Source organism: Inquilinus ginsengisoli (genome assembly GCF_050434925.1).
GTDB lineage: Bacteria > Pseudomonadota > Alphaproteobacteria > DSM-16000 > Inquilinaceae > Inquilinus > Inquilinus ginsengisoli_B.
The window spans coordinates 5,343,736-5,359,828 of record NZ_JBNDJK010000001.1; the positions used below are offsets into that span (position 1 = coordinate 5,343,736).

Genomic DNA, 16,093 nt, shown 5'->3' on the forward strand with positions numbered 1-16,093 from the left:
GGCTACGGCTCCTTCCAAACGCCCCATAAGCGGGCATTGCCCGGACCCCAATCGGCATAGCCGCGGACCTTGGGTCCGACCGCCGTCACCTGCACCAGGTTGAACAAGCCGATCACCGGCACCTGCTCGGCCATGCGGGCGTGCCGCTTGTCGAAGATCGCCTGCCGGCCGGCCTTGTCTTCCACCGTCTTGACCTCGGCCAGCCAGGCGATCGCCTGCGGGTCCTCCCACTGGTTGGTCGGGTCCTCGTCCTTGCTGCCGACGATCGAATCGAAGGCCAGCGCCGGGTCGGGCCGGCCGGAGAAGGTGAAGACCGAGGCCTGGAACTTGCCCTCGCGGTAGTTCTGCAGCTGCGTCGCCCAGTCCAGCGTCTCGAGCTCGGCGTCGATGCCGGCGCCGGTGAGCAGCCCCTGGATCATCAGCGCCGCCTCATACTGGCCGGTCGGGCGGTTGTTGGTCTGGATCCTGATCGTGGCGCCGGCCTGGCCGGCCTCCTGCAGCAGCTTCGTGGCCTCGGCCGGGTCGAAGGCCGGCCAAGCTGCATCGCCGTGGTGATAGGCGCTGGCGACGGCGATGGCCGACGGGTTCGGGGCGGCCAGGCCGAAACTCGCCGCCTCGGCCACCTGCTTGCCGTCGATCGTCCGGGCCAGCGCCTGCCGCACCCGGACGTCGGACAGCAGCGGGTCGCGGGTCTGCAGCAGCAGCACCGCCCAGGACAGTGTCGGGGTGACGGTGACCTGCGCCCCGGCCGCCTTCATCGCTTCGATCTCGGTGGCGCCGACGTCGGGGACGATGTCGACCTGGCCGGAGAGGAGGGCGGCGTTCATCACCGAACGGTCGGGAATGACGACAAAACGCAGCCGCTCGGCCAGCGCCTGCTTGCCGCCGGCGGCGCCGTCGCGGGCGCCGGGGAGGGGCTTGTAGCCGGCGAAGCGGGTCAGTTCGAGATAACGGTTCTTCTGCCAGTCGGCGAAGACATAGGGCCCGGTGCCGACCGGCTTGACCCAGGCGCCGTCAGGCCCGAGGGAGGACGGGCTGAGCACCGCGGCGCCGCACTGGATCGTCGCCATGTTGACCAGGAACAGCGCGCTGCGGCGGTCGATCCGGAACACCACGGTGCGCGGGTCCGGCGTCTCCACCGCCAGCACCTTCGGGCCGCTGCGGCCGTCGAAGCGGTCGAGGCACTGCCATTGCGTCGCCGGATCGAGATAGCGCTTCCAGCTCCACGCCACCTCGGCCGAGGTGAGGGGGCGGCCGTCGTGGAAGGTGATGCCGTCGCGCAGCCGGAAGGTGTAGGCGGTGCCGTCGGGCGAGGCCTCGACGCTCTCGGCCAGCATCGGCACCGGGGTCTGGTCCTCGCGCAGAGCGACCAGCCCCTCGGTGACATGCTGCAGCACGACGTCGGAGTTGAAGTCGCGCTGCACGCCCGGGTTGCTGCTGCGGATGTCGGCGTTGAGCGCGATCGACAGCAGCGGCGTCGGCTCCGCCGCGGCCGCGGGGACGGCGAAGAGCAGGGCTGCCAGGGCAAGGGCTCTCATGGCGCTGCCGCCAGCGTCTGGGCGAAGAAATTCTTCACCGGCTGCAGCACGCGCGTGCCCTCATGGCCAACGCCGGGGACGATGTCGTGGCGCACCGCGATGCCGTGGCGTTCGAAGCTGTCGCGCAGCGACCGCATCCGCTCCTGCCGGTTGCCGCCGGCCAGATCGGCGCCGTCCATCCAGCCTGGGTCGGTCGGCTTGGTGACGATCTCCCAGGTCTCGGTGTCGTCGCCGCCGACCACCATCTGCACGGCGACCCGGCGCATCGCGGCGAGGTCGATCGGCCGGCCGAAGCGGGCCTCGAAGTCGCGCAGGCCGACCCACCAGTCGTAGTTCCAGTCGAGCAGCGTGACCGAGCCCGGGGCGCCGATCGAGACGCCCAGCAGCCGATCCGGATGGACATAGAGGAAGCGGTGCACGAAATGGCCGCCGCCGGAGAAGCCGAACATCAGGAAGCGGTCGGCGCGGACCCGGTACTTCGCCGCCACCTCGTCGACCATGGCCAGCAGCAGCAGGTCGAAGCGCATGTCGTGGAAGGCCAGGCGCTTGTAGTTCGAGAGCTCGCCCGGCTTGATCAGCCCGGCCGGGAACAGCGGCGCCAGCAGGATGCAGTCATGGGCGTCGGCGAAGTCCATGAAGCTGTCGCGATAGGCGGTGACGGTGCGGCCGGTGCCATGCATCAGCACTGCCAGGCCGTAGGTCTTGTCGCCGTCCTCCTGATAGTCCCGCGGCACGTAGAGGCAGTAGGAGACGCGCTGGTCGGCCTGCAGCGCGAAGAACGGCGTCTGGCCGAAATCATAGTAGGACAGCTTCACGCCGTGGCCCGGACGATCGCGCATTCTTCGGCCTCCCCTGTGCCGGCCTGACCGGCTGGTCCGGGTATCTTAGAACGGTCGGCAGACGTCGCAAGCTCGAATGTATTTTGAGCTTTCAAAATTCGAACGGCCAGTGCGGAATGTAGCTCTCTGAAAGCCCGGAGGTAGCTATCTGAAGGCGGAGAGTCGCTATGCAGGGCCGGATGTAGTCACCGCGCCCTTTGCGCGGACGAACCAGCCATGCCTAGAGTTGTGGAGACCTCGGACAGCGGGGCGGAGACAGATGCAACAGGCCGTCGGCGCCAAGGACGATCTGCGGGTAGAGCGCGCCGCCGAGCCGGCGCCGTCCGGCCTGCTGTTGCCCTTCGTCGAGGCGCTGTCCCATCCGGTGTTCCGGCTGGTCTGGTTCACCGGCCTGTTCGCCAATCTCGGCGACTGGGCCCAGTCGGTCGCCGCGGCATGGGAGCTGACCGTCACCGAGGCCAGCCCATTCCTGATCGCCCTGATTCAGGTGGCGACCGCGGTGCCGCTGGTGCTGCTGTCGCTGCCGACCGGGGCGTTGGCCGACATCTACGACCGCCGTAAGATGATCCTGGCGGGGGAGGCGTGCTGCGTCCTGGGCGGGCTCGGCCTGACCCTGCTCGGCTTCCTTGGCCTGCTGGAGCCGGTCGGGCTGATCGGGCTGACCTTCCTGATCGCCATCGGCTATGCGCTGGAAGGGCCGGCCTGGCAGGCGGCGGTCGGCGACATGGTGCCGAAGCCGGCGGTGGCCAGCGCCGTGCTGCTGAACTCGATCAACTACAACGTTGCCCGCGCGCTGGGGCCGGCGGTCGGCGGCTTCCTGCTGGCCTGGCTCGGCGCCCCATGGGTGTTCCTGATCGCCACCGCCAGCTTCGCCGGGCTGCTGGCGGCGATCTGGTCCTGGGGCTGGCGGCCGGCGCGCTCGACCCTGCCGCCGGAGACGCTGCGCGGGGCCGTCACCGCCGGGCTGCGCTTCGCCCGGCATTCGCTGGTGACGCGGCGGGTGGCGACGCGGTCCTTCATCTTCGGTTTCTGCGCCAGCTCGGTCTGGGCCCTGCTGCCGCTGCTGGCGCTCGACCAGCTCGGCCAGGATGCGATCGGCTACGGCGTGCTGCTCGGTGCGCTCGGCATCGGCGCCGTTTGCGGCGGCTTCCTGGTTCACCCGGCGCGGGAATGGCTGGGCACCAGCTGGCTGATTTCGTGCTCGGCCTTCGTCTTCGCCGCGGTGCTGCTGGTGCTGGGCACCGTGCACATCACCGCCGTGCTGGTGCCGGTGCTGTTCGTCGGCGGCATGGCCTGGATCGCCGTGGTGTCGACCTACAACACCGCGGTGCAACTGCTGGTGCCGGACTGGGTCAAGGCCCGGGCCATGGCGATCTACCAGATGGCGCTGTATGGCGGGCTGGCGCTCGGCTCGGTCGCCTGGGGCGCCATGGCGGAAAGCATGGGCGTTGCCAGCACTCTGGCGGCCAGCGGCGTGGCGCTGGTGGTCGGCGCGCTGTGGGCGCTGCGGCTGAAGATCCCGGACATCGCGCTGGTCGACCTGCGCGCCGCGCCGGCGCGCAAGCTGGAATTGCCGGCCCTGCAGATTGACCCGCGCCGCGACGCGGTGATGGTGGTGGTCGAATACCGCATCGGGCCGGAGCAGGAGCGCGACTTCGTCCGCGCCACCATCCGGCTGCGCGAGGTGCGGCTGCGCAACGGCGCCAGCCGCTGGTCGCTGTTCCGCGACGCTGCCGACCGGCTGAAATGGAGCGAGGTCTATTTCGTCGACAGCTGGTACGAGCATCTGCGGCTGCTGGCCCGGCTGACCGTCGCCGAGCGCGAGTTGATCGACCGGGTCGGGCGGCTGCATCAGGGGCCGCCGCCACCTGCAGTGCGCCACGCCATCAGCTGGCGCCGGCGCGGCCGGCGGATGCTGGCCGCGAAGCCTCCGCCCGGCGGCACGGTCAAGCCGGTGCAGGCGACCGCGCCGGGGCTGCAGCCCGCCGGCTCCGACTAGAGCCGCCCGGCGCGCAATATCAACCCCGCTTCGTTCCGTACTCCTTTTAACCCGGTCTCGAAATCCGCAATTCTGGATGTAGAAGGCAAAGGAAACGCAGCCAGACGAGGAATTTCGAGCATGGTTTTCGGACTCGGAATTTGATTGATACCGGGTGGCCATCCGTGGCCGGCAGGGCTAGTCTGGCGGAGTCGAATGATGCATTGGAAACCGGACGTGACCATCGGCAGATGGCAGGACCGCCAACGACGCGGCGTGTCGCCATGAAACCCCCGATCGATCCTTTCGCCGCGATCGAGTTCGAAAGCGCAGCCCATCTGACGCTGACCCTGCTCAGCCAGGTGCGGGACGGGCGGATGACGCCGATCGAATTCGCGATCTGGCTGCGGCAGCTGATGATGCACAAGCACGAGCCGCTGTCCGACAACGAGAAGAGCGCCATGGTCTGTACGCTGGCGATGGCGCTATTGGACGAGGAGGGGTTGGACATCACCCCATCAGAGCTGATGGAACTGCTGGACAATTCCGAGCAGGCCGGCGCGATCGGGCGGCTGGTGTAAGGAACTTCGGCGCCTGGAGCCCGTTTTCTGACGCAGATGGTTCACCAGCCACGGAGCCCGGGAATGATCCGATCGACCGTGTTTGCCTTCGCCGCCGGGACCGCCCTGGTTGCCACGCCCGGTTCTGTCCACTCCCCGTCGGTCGACGGACCGGCCGCGCCGGGTGCCATCGCAGCCTCAACAGGTCCGACAGCATCGAACAGCAGCCCGGCTCAGCCGCACCGAAGCGCCGCCGCCGCGCTGGGCGTGGCGGTCGGCTCGGTCGCCGTGGCCATGCGCTATCAATAGGCCGCACGGGACGGCCATACCCGGTCGCCCCGCGCCGCCGAGGCGGATCATGACTTCGACGCGTGCTCCGGCTTGCCCTTGCGCTTGGTCGAGGCGAGCTCGTCGAGCTGCTTCTCGCTCATCGACTTGTACATCGACTTCGACGCGCCCTTGAGCTCGCCGACCTTCTGGTCACCGCGCTTCGCGGCCAGGGCCGCGCCGGCGGCCTTCTGCTGCGACTTCGATTTCGCCGGCATTGATGTGCCTCCGTGATGGAATGCCTGAATCTGGAACGGCGGGGAGCGCGGGCCGGTTCCGAAGCCGCCCTGCGTCCCGGTTCGATTCGGAACGCCCCGCGCGCCCGTCCCGTTGCAATCGTACATTCCGCCCCAACAGGGAGATTTGCGATGAAGGCCGTCCTCGTGCTGCCCGCGGCAGCGATCATGGGCGCGCTCGTACTCGGAGGCTGCAGCCGGGACAGCGAGCCGGCGCAGATGCTGGCATCGCTGGCGCCGGCGCCCCAGATCGATCCAGCCAACTACGTGCAGACCGCCGGGATGAGCGACCTGTTCGAGGTCGAGGCCGGCAAGGTCGCGACCCGGCGAGCCAGGAGCAGCGAGGTCCGCAGCTTCGCCCGGACGATGGTGCGGGATCACACCGAGTCCACCACCAAGATCCGCAATGCGGTCGCTGCCTCGAACTTGGGAGTCCAGTTGCCGACCGCCCTCGATCCGCAGCATCAGGAGAAGCTGGCCGCGCTGCGGTCGGCTCCGCGCGCCGAGTTCGATCGTCAATACATGGAAGGCCAGGTCGAAGGCCATCAGGAGGCGCTGAAGCTGCAGCAGAGCTACGGCGAAAGCGGCGGCGACCCGAATCTGAAGGCAGTGGCGGCGGAGCTGACGCCGATCGTCAACCATCATCTCGACGAGGCCCAGACCATCCTGTCCAGCCTGCGCTGACACGCGGAGGAGGGTGGAGTGGGGCGCGCCTCCTCCACACCGTCATTGCAAGGAGCGGAGCGACGAAGCAATCCAGGGCCGGTACGAGCGGCCCTGGATTGCTTCCCCCGGCTCAAGGCCGGGGTCGCAATGACGGGAAAGGGCGGCTTCCGCCCTGCAAACAGTCTCAGTGGATGAGCTGCTCGATCATGGCGGCGACGCTGCCGGTCTCGACCGGCTTGCGCAGGACCGGCGCGTGGAAGCGATCGAGCTCCGGATCGCCGCTGTAACCGGTCATGAAGGAGAAGGGGATGCTGCGGCGCTGCAGCGTCTGCGCCACCGGGAAGACCCGCCGGCCCTGGTCGAGCCGGACATCGAGGACCGCGGCGTCGACGTCGCCGGCTTCGGCCAGGCGCAGGCCGGATTCGAGCGAACCAGCCGGACCCAGCACCTCGAAGCCGAGCGAGCGGAGGATGGCCTGCATTTGCAGCGCCAGGAGCTGATCGTCCTCCACCACCAGGATGCGCCGGGCGGTGCGTTCCATCGGCTTGGGGCCGCGATCGGAGCCTTTGGTCCAGGCCATCGGCCGCGTCCATTGCGCCAGCGCTTCGAGACCCGGCCCGTCGAGGATCTGCAGCCATTCGGCCTTGAGCCGGATCAACCCGGTGCGCTGCAGCTTCATCACCATCCGGTTGGTGTGGACCGGCGAGATGCCGAGCGCGTCGGCAATGTCTTGCTGGGTCAGCGGCAGCCGCAGGCCGCGGTCGCTGACGAGATCCCGGGCCCAGGCCCGCTCGAACAGTCCCAGGAGCAGGGCGGCCACGCGCTCTTCGGCGTTGAGGCACCCCAGCGACAGCAGGGTCTCATGCGCCTGCACGTTCTCCATCGCCAGCAGGACGCAGCACTGGCGCAGGGCCGCGGCCGAGGCGGGGTCGATCAGCTCCGCGACCGGGACGGTCGCCACCCGGGCATCGGTCAATGCAATGGCGGGCGCGGGCGCCGATCCGGAGAATTGTGAGGTCACCCCGACCATGTCGCCGGGCATGAGAAAGCGCAGGACGTGCCGCCGGCCATCGGTCAGGGTGCGGAACTGGGCCATCCAGCCGGAGCGGAGGAGATGGAGACAGTCACGGTCGCCCCAATCGGTCCGCTGTCCCTTCGCCAAGCGGACCTGATCCGCACCGACCAGCCGCGAACGGACCGCCGGGGCGAGAAGATCGAGTTGCGGACGCGCCGCGGCATGCGCGTCACGACGGTTAGGCCGGCCGATGTCTGCCGGCGCTGGAGATCCGGAAGATGTGGGGGAAGCGGCCACCCGGACAGGCATGGGTCAGCCCCGTGAGCTGGAATGTCGACGGATTCATCAACGCGCGGACCGGTCAAGGGTTCCGACCTCGGTGTTCCCGTTTCGCAATCCGGTTGGAACTCGTGCCTCGGGAATACAGCCTGCAAATATCATATGTTAATTCGGCCGGTGGTTGATCGCCACAGACCGGCGCCTTTTTACTTCGTTCCCAGGTTGAGGCCGATGTCATGCTGCGCTAAATTCGATGAAGCGTGGCCGGCTGGTTCGGCGGCCCCTCGACCCCCATCGGCTTCGGCGTGGGGCAGACCGGTTTCAGAGGGCACCGAATGAACGGCAATTCCCAGGCTGCGTCGCCCGCGACCCCTGGATCGACATCGCCGGCCGTCCCGGCCGGAGAACACGCGGCCCGGGAGATTCTGCAGGCGCTGCCGGGGGCGATCTACACCACCGACGCCGACGGGCGTATCACCTTCTACAACGAGGCCGCGGCCGAGTTGTGGGGCTGCCGGCCCGAGCTGGGCAAGAGCGAGTTCTGCGGCTCCTGGAAGCTGTACTGGCCGGACGGCACGCCGCTGCCGCACGACCAGTGTCCGATGGCCCAGGCGCTGAAGCAGGGAAAGCCGATCCGGGGCATGGAGGCGGTGGCCGAGCGGCCTGACGGCACGCGGGTTCCCTTCATCCCTTATCCGACGCCGCTGTTCGATGCGGAAGGGCGGCTGACCGGCGCCGTCAACATGCTGGTCGACATCTCCGACCGGCACCGCGCCGAGCAGCTGGCGTTGGCCGAGGCCGGGGCACGCGCCCGCGGCGAACAGGCGGCGCAGCGTCTGGCCGCGATCGTGGAATCCTCCGAGGACGCGATCGTGGCCAAAGACCTCAACGGCATCATCACGGACTGGAACCGTGGAGCCGAGCGGCTGTTCGGCCATAGCGCCAGGGAGGTGGTCGGGCAGCCGATCACGATCGTGATCCCGCCGGACCGGCTGGATGAGGAGCCCGAGATCCTGGCCCGCATCCGCCGGGGCGAGCGGGTCGAGCATTTCGAGACCGTCCGCCGCCGCAAGGACGGCAGCCTGGTCGAGATCTCGCTGACGATCTCGCCGATCCGGAGCCGGGCGGGCGAGATCGTCGGCGCCTCGAAGATCGCCCGCGACATCACCGAGCGGAAGCGGGCCGAGGACCGCCAGACCCTGCTGCTGCGGGAGATGAGTCACCGGGTCAAGAACCTGTTCGCCCTGGCCGGCGCCGTCATCACCCTGAGCGCCCGCACCGCGCGGACGCCGGAGGAGCTGGCGGAGCAGGTGCGCAACCGGCTCGGCACCCTGGCCCGCGCGCATGACCTGACCCTGCCGGATCTGCGGCGCGAGCAGGCGGTGACTCCGACCACGCTCGCGACCCTGCTGCGCACCATCGTCTCGCCCTTCGAGGACAGCAACGACGGGCGGGTCACCATCGCCGGGCCGGAGGTGACCATCGGCGGCCACGCGGTGACCAGCCTGGCGCTGCTGCTGCACGAGCTGGCGACCAATGCGGCCAAATACGGCGCCCTGTCCGCGGCGACGGGCCGGATCGCCGTCGTCTGGACGATCGAGGAAGGGGTGCTGTCGCTGAGCTGGACGGAACGGGACGGGCCTCCGGCCGACGGAACCGCCAATGGAGACGGCTTCGGCACCTGGCTGGTCGACGGCACCGTCAAAGGCCAGCTGCAGGGTCAGATCGCCCGCCGCTGGGACGCCGCGGGCCTGACCATCCTGATGACCATGCCACTGGATCGCCTGGCCGGATGAAAGCTGCGACCAAGACCTTGGTCGCATGCTTGGAACCAGACCACGGCCCGAACCGTTGCGACGACGGGAACCGGAATTTGACCTGCCGGGTTCGATCGAAAGCGACAGCATGGCCGCAATCCTGATCGTGGAAGACGAGCCCTTCGTGCGGATGATGGCGGAAGATGCGGCCCAGCAGCTCGGGCTGGAGCCGATGTCCGCGACCGGTGGCGAGGCGGCAATCGCCGCGGCCAGGACCGCGCGGGAGCTGCAGATCCTGTTCACCGACATCCACATGCCGCCCGGCCCGGACGGGTGGACCGTCGCCCGGGCGGTGCGTGAGATCCATCCCGGCGTCCGGGTGATCTACACCAGCGGCCAGGCCGGGCCGGAGGATTGCGCCCGGCTCGGCGTCCCGGACTCCCGGCTGCTGCCCAAGCCCTACACCGAGAGCGAACTCGCCGCCGTGATCGCGGATATCGCCGGCACTGATAGCTAAGTGGGGCCGGAGCCAAATCGGGCGACCAAGATCTGTCGGCCATCACTCTCCAGGGGACAGAGAAGCGGCGTGAGGGCAAGGATAGGGGTTATATGAAAGTCGGATAATATATATTATGGAAAATCATACACGACACCAAGCTGCGCCTTCCCGGATCGTGGTCCGACGTAAGTCCACGGTCACCGTCGGCATCGTCCGGATCACGCAGCGGCGTCCTTGCGGCGGATGGCGGCGGCCTCCGGGCCGATCACGAGTTGCCCGTGCCAGCTGCGGGGATCGTCGCCGAAGCTGGTGAAGCGCTCCCAGCCGCGCTCCTGGTCAGACAGCGTGAAAGCCGTGCCGCCGGCGGCCGTGACCAGGCACAGCCCGCCGGCGACGTCCCAGACGTTCGGCCGCTCGAACCGCGCCACCTCCAGCAGGCCCGCGGCGACGAAGGCGCATTCAATCGCGGCCGATCCGGTCTTGCGGGTTTCCCAGGGCAGCACCGTGCCCGGGTCGAGCCGCGGCTCTCCCGCCAGCCGCCGGCGCACCGCCGGATTGGGCCCGACCTCCAGCTTCGCTCCGTCGAAGCTCAGCGGGCCGTGGCCGCAGGCGTGATAGACGCCGGAGCGCAGGGCGTGGCTGGTCGAGCACCACACCGCGCCAATCACCGGCCGGCCGCGATGCAGCAGGCCGATCGATGCAGCAAACAGCGGCAAGCCATTGACAAAGTTGGTGGTTCCATCGACCGGATCGATCGCCCAGACTGGGCTGTCAGGCCCGGCCGGATGGTCCTCCATCTCCTCGCCGATGATGCCGTGGTCGGGATACAGCTCGGCCAGGCGCAGCCGGATCAGGGATTCCACCCGCTGATCGACCTCCGAGACCGGGTCGCGGAACAGCAGATCATCCCCCTGCCCGGCCCCGGTCTTGTACCGGACGCTGAAGGTCCGGCCGAGCGAGGCGACGATCTCGGCCCCGGCAAGCCTGGCGAACTCGATCGCCGTCTCCTCCCATCGCTGCAGCTGGGCCGCGGGCAGGTCGTCGCTGGTCATTCCTCACCTCCAGTGATCAGGACGGTCACCGGCTTGGGCTCGATACGGATGGTCAGCGTGGCCTCGCCGCCCTCGACGGCCTTGTCGTCGACATGGAGGCTGCCGCCCCGCGGGTGCAACTCCACTTGCTTGGCCCTGATCCGCTGCAGCGGCGACCCCCTGGCTTCGGGGTCCTTCAGCCAAGCGAGCATGGAGCGGCGTTTTGCCGCCGGCAGCCAGGCCACGTCGAGATGCGCGTCCCCGGGGTCGGCTTCCGGCGCCAGCAGCAGGTTCGGCCCGATCATCGGCAGGTTCAGGACCTCGAGCATCAGCATCTTCTCGTCCAGCCGCTTGCCATCCGCGATCAGGCTGACGTCGAGCGGCTCGCAATCGGCAACGATGCGGCGCAACTCGTCCCGCCGTTCTCCGACCAGGTCGGAGCCGTGCTCTTTGCCCCCCGCGGCACCTTGCTCGATCGCGGCGGTAATAGGGCCCATGCCGACCGCCTCGACGAAGTTGCGGGACCATTCCGGCCCTTCGACCACGCCGATCCGGAGCGGCGTGCGCTTCGCCTTGGCCAGGCCGGCGACGATATGGCGCGGCTCCTCGACGATGCCGAGCGCCCGCGCGATGTTGTTGGAGCTGCCGGTCGGCAGGATCACGATGGTGTGGCTGCGGCCGTGCAGCGCCCGCACGATCTCGGCCACGGCGCCGTCACCGCCGGCGATCACCACCAGATCGTGCGGATTCTCCAGCGCCTGCTCCAGCTCCTTGCTGCGAGTCGAGCAGTGCACCGGGGCGAAGCCGGACATCTCGAGCAGGCGGACCAGCTTATCTGCCGGCCAGTCGCCGTCGCCGGCCTTTGGATTGTGAAACAGAGATACTTCCATGGTCGAACAATCCGGCCACGGCCGTTTCGGTTCCGTCCGCTTCGGCCCGGCGCGTCTGCCGGCCGCACCCGTGCCGCCTTGACGCCGGCTTGGAACGGTCAAGCTCACTCGGAAGTTCGCTCAGGACTACAGTCCCCGGATGCCGGCTGCGGCATCCTCGGCCCGACCAAGAATGGAGACGTCGATGCCGGAACGAAGCGGCGGCTCGCGCGCGGTGCTCTGGCTCTCCGCGCTCGTCATCATCCTGCTCGGCTTCGCCCTCGGCGCCGGCGGCGCCTGGCTGGTCGGCCTCGGCGGGTCCTGGTACTACCTCGCGGCCGGATTCGGCTTCATCCTCACCGGCCTGCTGCTGCTGTTCCGCAGCCGCGCCGCGCTGTGGGTCTATGCCGTGGTCGTGCTCGGCACCATCGCCTGGGCTGTGGCCGAGATCGGCCTCGACTGGTGGCCGCTGGCGGCACGCGGTGACATCGTGTTCCTGGTCGGCCTGTGGCTGCTGATGCCCTGGATCACCCGCGGCCTCCGCCACGATCCGACGGATCCGCCGCCGGCGGCCTGGCGCGGTGCCGGCCCGCCGCTCGCCGTCGCGCTGCTGATCGGGGCCGTGGCCGGAATCACCGCGATGGTCACCGACGGGCACGACCGGCCGGGCGAGCTGCCGGCGGCCCAGGGTCCGGTGCCGCAGGATTATGGCGGCGTGCCGGATGGCGACTGGCGGGCCTATGGCCGGTCCTCCTACGGCAACCGCTGGTCGCCGCTGGCCGAGATCACGCCGGACAATGCCGGCAAGCTGCAGGTCGCCTGGCACTTTCGCACCGGCGATGTCCGCGGCCCCGACGATCCCGGGGAGACCACCTATGAGCTGACGCCGATCAAGGTCCGCGACACCCTCTATCTGTGCACGCCGCACAATTTCGTGATCGCGCTGGACGCCGAGACCGGCAGCGAGAAGTGGCGCTACGACCCCAAGCTCTCGCAATCGAAGGCGCTGCAGCACCTGACCTGCCGCGGCGTTTCCTACCACGAGGCGGCGGGCACTCAGGCAGCAACGGCCGGCGACTGCAGCCGCCGCATCTTCATGCCGACCGCCGATGCCAGGCTGATCGCGCTCGACGCCGACACCGGCCGGCCCTGCCCCGGCTTCGGCGAGAACGGGCAGGTCGATCTGTGGCAGGGCATGCCCGAGCGGCAGGAGGGCATGTACTACTCGACTTCGCCGCCGGTCGTGACCCGCGACCTCGTCATCATCGCCGGCAATGTCAGCGACAACGTCTCGGTGAAGATGCCGTCCGGCGTGATCCGCGCCTATGACGCCACCACCGGCCGGCTGGTCTGGGCCTGGGATCCCGGGCATCCGGACCGGACCGAGCCGCTCGGTCCCGGCGAGACCTATGTCGCCAGCTCGCCGAACAGCTGGAGCATCTCCAGCGCCGACGAGGCACTGGGGCTGATCTACATCCCGATGGGCAACCAGCCGCCCGACCAGTGGGGCGGCCGGCGGACGCCCGAGGCCGAACGATACTCAAGCGCGATCGTGGCGCTGGAGATCGCCACCGGCAAGCCGCACTGGGTGTTCCAGACCGTGCATCACGACCTCTGGGACATGGATATCGGCTCGCAGCCCAGCCTGATCGACCTCGACCTGCCGCGCGGCAAGGTGCCGGCGCTGGTGGCGCCGACCAAGCGCGGCGACATCTATGTCCTCGACCGCCGCACCGGCGAGCCGATCATCCCGGTGGAGGAACGGCCCGTGCCGCAGGGCGCGGCGGAAGGCGACCACACGGCGCCGACCCAACCCTTCTCCGCCCTCACCTTCCTGCCCGACCGTCCGCTCGAGGAGCGCGACATGTGGGGCGCCACGATGTTCGACCAGCTGGCATGCCGGATCCAGTTCCGGTCGTTGCGCTACGAGGGCATCTTCACGCCGCCGTCGGAGCAGGGTTCGCTGGTCTATCCCGGCAATTTCGGCATCTTCGACTGGGGCGGCATTGCCGTCGACCCGGTGCGCCAGGTGGCCTTCGCCAATCCGGACTACATGGCGTTCGTCGACCGGCTGATCCGGCGCGAAAACGCGTCATCCGAGGGCAAGAAAGGGAACGCGCAGGAGCCATCGGGCGGGTCGGATATCGAGGGCACGCAGGAGACCGGCGGCGTCAACCCGAACCACGGCGCGCCCTTCATGGTGGCGTTGAACGCCTTCCTGTCGCCGCTCGGCCTGCCCTGCCAGGCGCCGCCCTGGGGCTATGTCGCCGGGGTCGACCTACGCGGCGGCAAGGTCGTCTACCAGCACAAGAACGGCACCATCCGAGACAACTCGCCGGTGCCTCTGCCGATCCCCATGGGCGTGCCCAGCCTGGGCGGGCCGATCATGACCGCGGGCGGCGTCGCCTTCCTGACCTCGACCCTCGACCAGTATGTCCGCGCCTATGACGTGACCAGCGGCCGCCAGCTCTGGGAGGACCGGCTGCCGGCGGGCGGCCAGGCCACGCCGATGACCTATCGTTCGGAGCAGAGCGGGCGGCAGTTCGTGGTGGTGGTCGCCGGCGGCCATGGCTCGCTCGGCACACGTGCGGGAGACTCGGTCATCGCCTACGCGCTGCCGCACTGAATCGGGATAGGGGGAAGCCTCGCGGTTCCCCCCTCCCACACCACCGGACGTACGGGTCCGTATCCGGCGGTTCGGCGGATTAAGCGGGGAGCGGGTTGGCGATGGAGGCGAGACCGAGGGACTGAAGTGCGGCGGTGGGGAGTGCAATGGTGAGCGCGGGGCTGTTGCTGAGCCGCCAGGGGCCGTGTGGGCTGCCGGCGGTCTGGGCCGCCAGATCCCGGCCGACGCCGTGGCGTCGCAGCTCGGCAAAGCGCTTGGGTCCGCGCTTCCATTGCTTCCAGGCGATGGCGCGGAGCCGCCGCCTGGTCCACTGGTCGAGTGCGCGCAGCACCGACGGGGTCTGGCAGAAGCCGAAGTAGCCGCGCCACCCGATCAGGTAGACGGACAGCTCCTCGATGATCTGCTTGAGGTTGTCGCCGCGGGTGCGCCGCGTCAGGACCCGGACCTTCGCCTTGAAGCGGTCGATGGCCTTCGGCGCGATCCGGCGCCGCGGCTCTCTTCCGCCGGTGAAGCTGAAGCCCAGGAACTTGCGGGCGCTCGGTTTGGCGACCGCGCTCTTGGCCCTGTTGACCTTCAGCTTGAGCCGCTTGGCCAGGAACCGCTCGATGCCGGCCATCACCCGTTCGCCCGCCTGCTGGCTGCGCACATAGATGTTGCAGTCGTCGGCGTAGCGGACGAAGCGATGGCCGCGCTTCTCCAGCTCCTGGTCCAGAACGTCCAGCATCAGGTTCGACAACAGCGGCGAGAGCGGTCCGCCTTGCGGCGTCCCCTCCTCCGTCGGGCCGACGAGGCCGCCCTCCAGCACGCCCGCGGTCAGAAAGCCGCGGATCAGCTTCAGGAGGCACTTGTCGGCCACCCGCTTGGCCACCAGCCCCATCAGGATATCGTGGTTGACCCGATCGAAGAACTTCTCCACGTCGAGATCCACCACCACGCCGTAGCCGGACGCAATATCGGTCTGCGCCCGGGCCACCGCCTGATGCGCCGAGCGCCCCGGCCGGAAGCCGAAGCTGGCCTCGGAGAACGTCGGGTCCCAGTCCGCCTGCAGCGCCTGCATCACCGCCTGCTGGATGAAGCGGTCGAGCACCGTCGGGATGCCGAGCGGCCTCACGCCACCCGACGCCTTCGGGATCTCCACCCGCCGCACCGGCTGCGGCTTGTAGGTGCCGTTGATCAGCTGAGCCCGGATCGCGGGCCAATGCCGCTTCAGGTGGGCCGGCAGATCGTCGACACCCATGCCGTCGACCCCCGCCGCACCCTTGTTGCGCCGCACTCGTGCCAGCGCCGTCTTCAGGTTCTCTCGGTCAAGGATGATCTCCATCGACGGTCCCGCGACCGCCGGGCGTTCGAGGCTGGCTCTCGCCGCGCGAGCTTCGGTCGCCTGGGCCGCAAGGCTCGGGGCTTCACCCTCCGCCGAGGGGCCCAGGGTCAGCTTGCTCTGATCTTTCTGCCGCATGGCTCGCTCGAGATCGCCGCTCTACTGGCCTCTTCCACCGTTCGGGCCTTCGGCGGCAACCGCCGCCTACTATGCCCTCAGCTGACTTCTGCGCCGCGGTCAGGCGGCCTTGCGGCCACCTCAGTCCCGAGGGACACGGCGCAGACCTCCCGAGGTAAGACCGACCGCCTTCACCGCACGCCCGCCGGATTTACCACCCCGGCCATTGATGGCCCTGGACTTCGCGATCAACGGCTCGCTCGTCCGGCCGGGTAGGCCTCATATCCGGTTCTTGTCCATCGGGCCGCGGCTTTGCTCCACGCTTCCTTCAGACCCCGCCTCGCGGCGACGCCCTTGCGCTTCGATAGTCCTTCACCGCCATCAGGCTGGACAGAGGACTTCCACCTCCAAGCTGTCAGTCATGCTCGCACACCATGG

Annotated in this window: 14 protein-coding genes; 7 read left to right on the forward strand and 7 right to left on the reverse strand. The window is 69.0% G+C overall.

All coding sequences use genetic code 11. The annotated features are described in order from the left end of the window. Nucleotides 1-2: 2 nt before the first annotated feature. Nucleotides 3-1,538, reverse strand: coding sequence for an ABC transporter substrate-binding protein (locus tag QFZ27_RS25445; protein WP_429229257.1), 1,536 nt, complete (start codon nt 1,536-1,538; stop codon nt 3-5). Further along, nucleotides 1,535-2,377 (reverse strand): hypothetical protein, encoded by an 843-nt coding sequence (locus QFZ27_RS25450; protein ID WP_429229258.1) that lies wholly within the window; start codon nt 2,375-2,377, stop codon nt 1,535-1,537. The genes QFZ27_RS25445 and QFZ27_RS25450 overlap by 4 nt, the downstream gene beginning before the upstream one ends. Before the next feature lie 259 nt (nt 2,378-2,636). On the opposite strand from QFZ27_RS25450, the gene QFZ27_RS25455 reads away from it, so the two are divergent. The 3 genes from QFZ27_RS25455 (at nt 2,637) to QFZ27_RS25465 (ending at nt 5,224) form a co-directional block, all read left to right on the forward strand. Continuing rightward, nucleotides 2,637-4,376 carry an MFS transporter gene (locus QFZ27_RS25455; RefSeq protein ID WP_429229259.1) on the forward strand — a complete coding sequence of 580 codons (1,740 nt, stop codon included), beginning with the start codon at nt 2,637-2,639 and terminating at the stop codon, nt 4,374-4,376. A gap of 263 nt (nt 4,377-4,639) precedes the next feature. Next, nucleotides 4,640-4,936 carry a hypothetical protein gene (locus tag QFZ27_RS25460; RefSeq protein WP_429229260.1) on the forward strand — a complete coding sequence of 99 codons (297 nt, stop codon included), beginning with the start codon at nt 4,640-4,642 and terminating at the stop codon, nt 4,934-4,936. 63 nt (nt 4,937-4,999) lie between these two features. After that, nucleotides 5,000-5,224, forward strand: coding sequence for a hypothetical protein (locus tag QFZ27_RS25465; RefSeq protein ID WP_429229261.1), 225 nt, complete (start codon nt 5,000-5,002; stop codon nt 5,222-5,224). Nucleotides 5,225-5,271: 47 nt separating this feature from the next. Here the strand turns inward: QFZ27_RS25465 and QFZ27_RS25470 are convergent, their stop codons facing one another. Then, nucleotides 5,272-5,460: a DUF3008 family protein gene (locus QFZ27_RS25470; protein ID WP_429229262.1), complete on the reverse strand. Its 189-nt coding sequence runs from the start codon at nt 5,458-5,460 to the stop codon at nt 5,272-5,274. A 150-nt stretch (nt 5,461-5,610) separates the two neighbouring features. On the opposite strand from QFZ27_RS25470, the gene QFZ27_RS25475 reads away from it, so the two are divergent. After that, a complete protein-coding gene (locus QFZ27_RS25475; RefSeq protein ID WP_429229263.1) occupies nt 5,611-6,162 on the forward strand; it encodes a DUF4142 domain-containing protein in 552 nt (183 codons plus the stop codon). A gap of 166 nt (nt 6,163-6,328) precedes the next feature. On the opposite strand, the gene QFZ27_RS25480 is transcribed toward QFZ27_RS25475, so the two are convergent. Further along, nucleotides 6,329-7,306, reverse strand: coding sequence for a helix-turn-helix domain-containing protein (locus tag QFZ27_RS25480; protein ID WP_429229264.1), 978 nt, complete (start codon nt 7,304-7,306; stop codon nt 6,329-6,331). A gap of 467 nt (nt 7,307-7,773) precedes the next feature. On the opposite strand from QFZ27_RS25480, the gene QFZ27_RS25485 reads away from it, so the two are divergent. Together QFZ27_RS25485 and QFZ27_RS25490 are read left to right on the forward strand one after the other, a co-directional pair. Next, a complete protein-coding gene (locus QFZ27_RS25485; protein ID WP_429229265.1) occupies nt 7,774-9,234 on the forward strand; it encodes a PAS domain S-box protein in 1,461 nt (486 codons plus the stop codon). 109 nt (nt 9,235-9,343) lie between these two features. After that, on the forward strand, nt 9,344-9,712 hold the full coding sequence (locus QFZ27_RS25490) for a response regulator (RefSeq protein ID WP_429229266.1): 369 nt from the start codon (nt 9,344-9,346) through the stop codon (nt 9,710-9,712). A gap of 200 nt (nt 9,713-9,912) precedes the next feature. Here the strand turns inward: QFZ27_RS25490 and QFZ27_RS25495 are convergent, their stop codons facing one another. Both QFZ27_RS25495 and QFZ27_RS25500 read right to left on the reverse strand, forming a co-directional pair. Beyond that, on the reverse strand, nt 9,913-10,746 hold the full coding sequence (locus tag QFZ27_RS25495) for an inositol monophosphatase family protein (protein ID WP_429229267.1): 834 nt from the start codon (nt 10,744-10,746) through the stop codon (nt 9,913-9,915). Beyond that, nucleotides 10,743-11,615 (reverse strand): diacylglycerol/lipid kinase family protein, encoded by an 873-nt coding sequence (locus tag QFZ27_RS25500; RefSeq protein ID WP_429229268.1) that lies wholly within the window; start codon nt 11,613-11,615, stop codon nt 10,743-10,745. The genes QFZ27_RS25495 and QFZ27_RS25500 overlap by 4 nt, the downstream gene beginning before the upstream one ends. Nucleotides 11,616-11,799: 184 nt before the next feature. Here QFZ27_RS25500 and QFZ27_RS25505 point away from each other — a divergent pair, with 184 nt between their 5' ends. Beyond that, complete coding sequence (locus tag QFZ27_RS25505) at nt 11,800-14,220, forward strand: glucose/quinate/shikimate family membrane-bound PQQ-dependent dehydrogenase (RefSeq protein WP_429229269.1); 2,421 nt, start codon at nt 11,800-11,802, stop codon at nt 14,218-14,220. A 79-nt stretch (nt 14,221-14,299) separates the two neighbouring features. Here the strand turns inward: QFZ27_RS25505 and ltrA are convergent, their stop codons facing one another. Further along, entirely contained in the window at nt 14,300-15,676 is a 1,377-nt protein-coding gene (gene ltrA, locus QFZ27_RS25510; protein WP_429229270.1) for a group II intron reverse transcriptase/maturase, read from the reverse strand. Nucleotides 15,677-16,093: the final 417 nt, after the last annotated feature.

Coding starts and splice junctions, on each gene's coding strand:
- QFZ27_RS25485 (WP_429229265.1), top strand. CDS start 7,774: ATGAACGGCAATTCCCAGGCTGCGTCGCCCGCGACCCCTGGATCGACA.
- QFZ27_RS25460 (WP_429229260.1), top strand. CDS start 4,640: ATGAAACCCCCGATCGATCCTTTCGCCGCGATCGAGTTCGAAAGCGCA.
- QFZ27_RS25470 (WP_429229262.1), bottom strand. CDS start 5,460: ATGCCGGCGAAATCGAAGTCGCAGCAGAAGGCCGCCGGCGCGGCCCTG.
- QFZ27_RS25500 (WP_429229268.1), bottom strand. CDS start 11,615: ATGGAAGTATCTCTGTTTCACAATCCAAAGGCCGGCGACGGCGACTGG.
- QFZ27_RS25475 (WP_429229263.1), top strand. CDS start 5,611: ATGAAGGCCGTCCTCGTGCTGCCCGCGGCAGCGATCATGGGCGCGCTC.
- QFZ27_RS25490 (WP_429229266.1), top strand. CDS start 9,344: ATGGCCGCAATCCTGATCGTGGAAGACGAGCCCTTCGTGCGGATGATG.
- QFZ27_RS25465 (WP_429229261.1), top strand. CDS start 5,000: ATGATCCGATCGACCGTGTTTGCCTTCGCCGCCGGGACCGCCCTGGTT.
- QFZ27_RS25455 (WP_429229259.1), top strand. CDS start 2,637: ATGCAACAGGCCGTCGGCGCCAAGGACGATCTGCGGGTAGAGCGCGCC.
- ltrA (WP_429229270.1), bottom strand. CDS start 15,676: ATGCGGCAGAAAGATCAGAGCAAGCTGACCCTGGGCCCCTCGGCGGAG.
- QFZ27_RS25505 (WP_429229269.1), top strand. CDS start 11,800: ATGCCGGAACGAAGCGGCGGCTCGCGCGCGGTGCTCTGGCTCTCCGCG.
- QFZ27_RS25450 (WP_429229258.1), bottom strand. CDS start 2,377: ATGCGCGATCGTCCGGGCCACGGCGTGAAGCTGTCCTACTATGATTTC.
- QFZ27_RS25495 (WP_429229267.1), bottom strand. CDS start 10,746: ATGACCAGCGACGACCTGCCCGCGGCCCAGCTGCAGCGATGGGAGGAG.
- QFZ27_RS25445 (WP_429229257.1), bottom strand. CDS start 1,538: ATGAGAGCCCTTGCCCTGGCAGCCCTGCTCTTCGCCGTCCCCGCGGCC.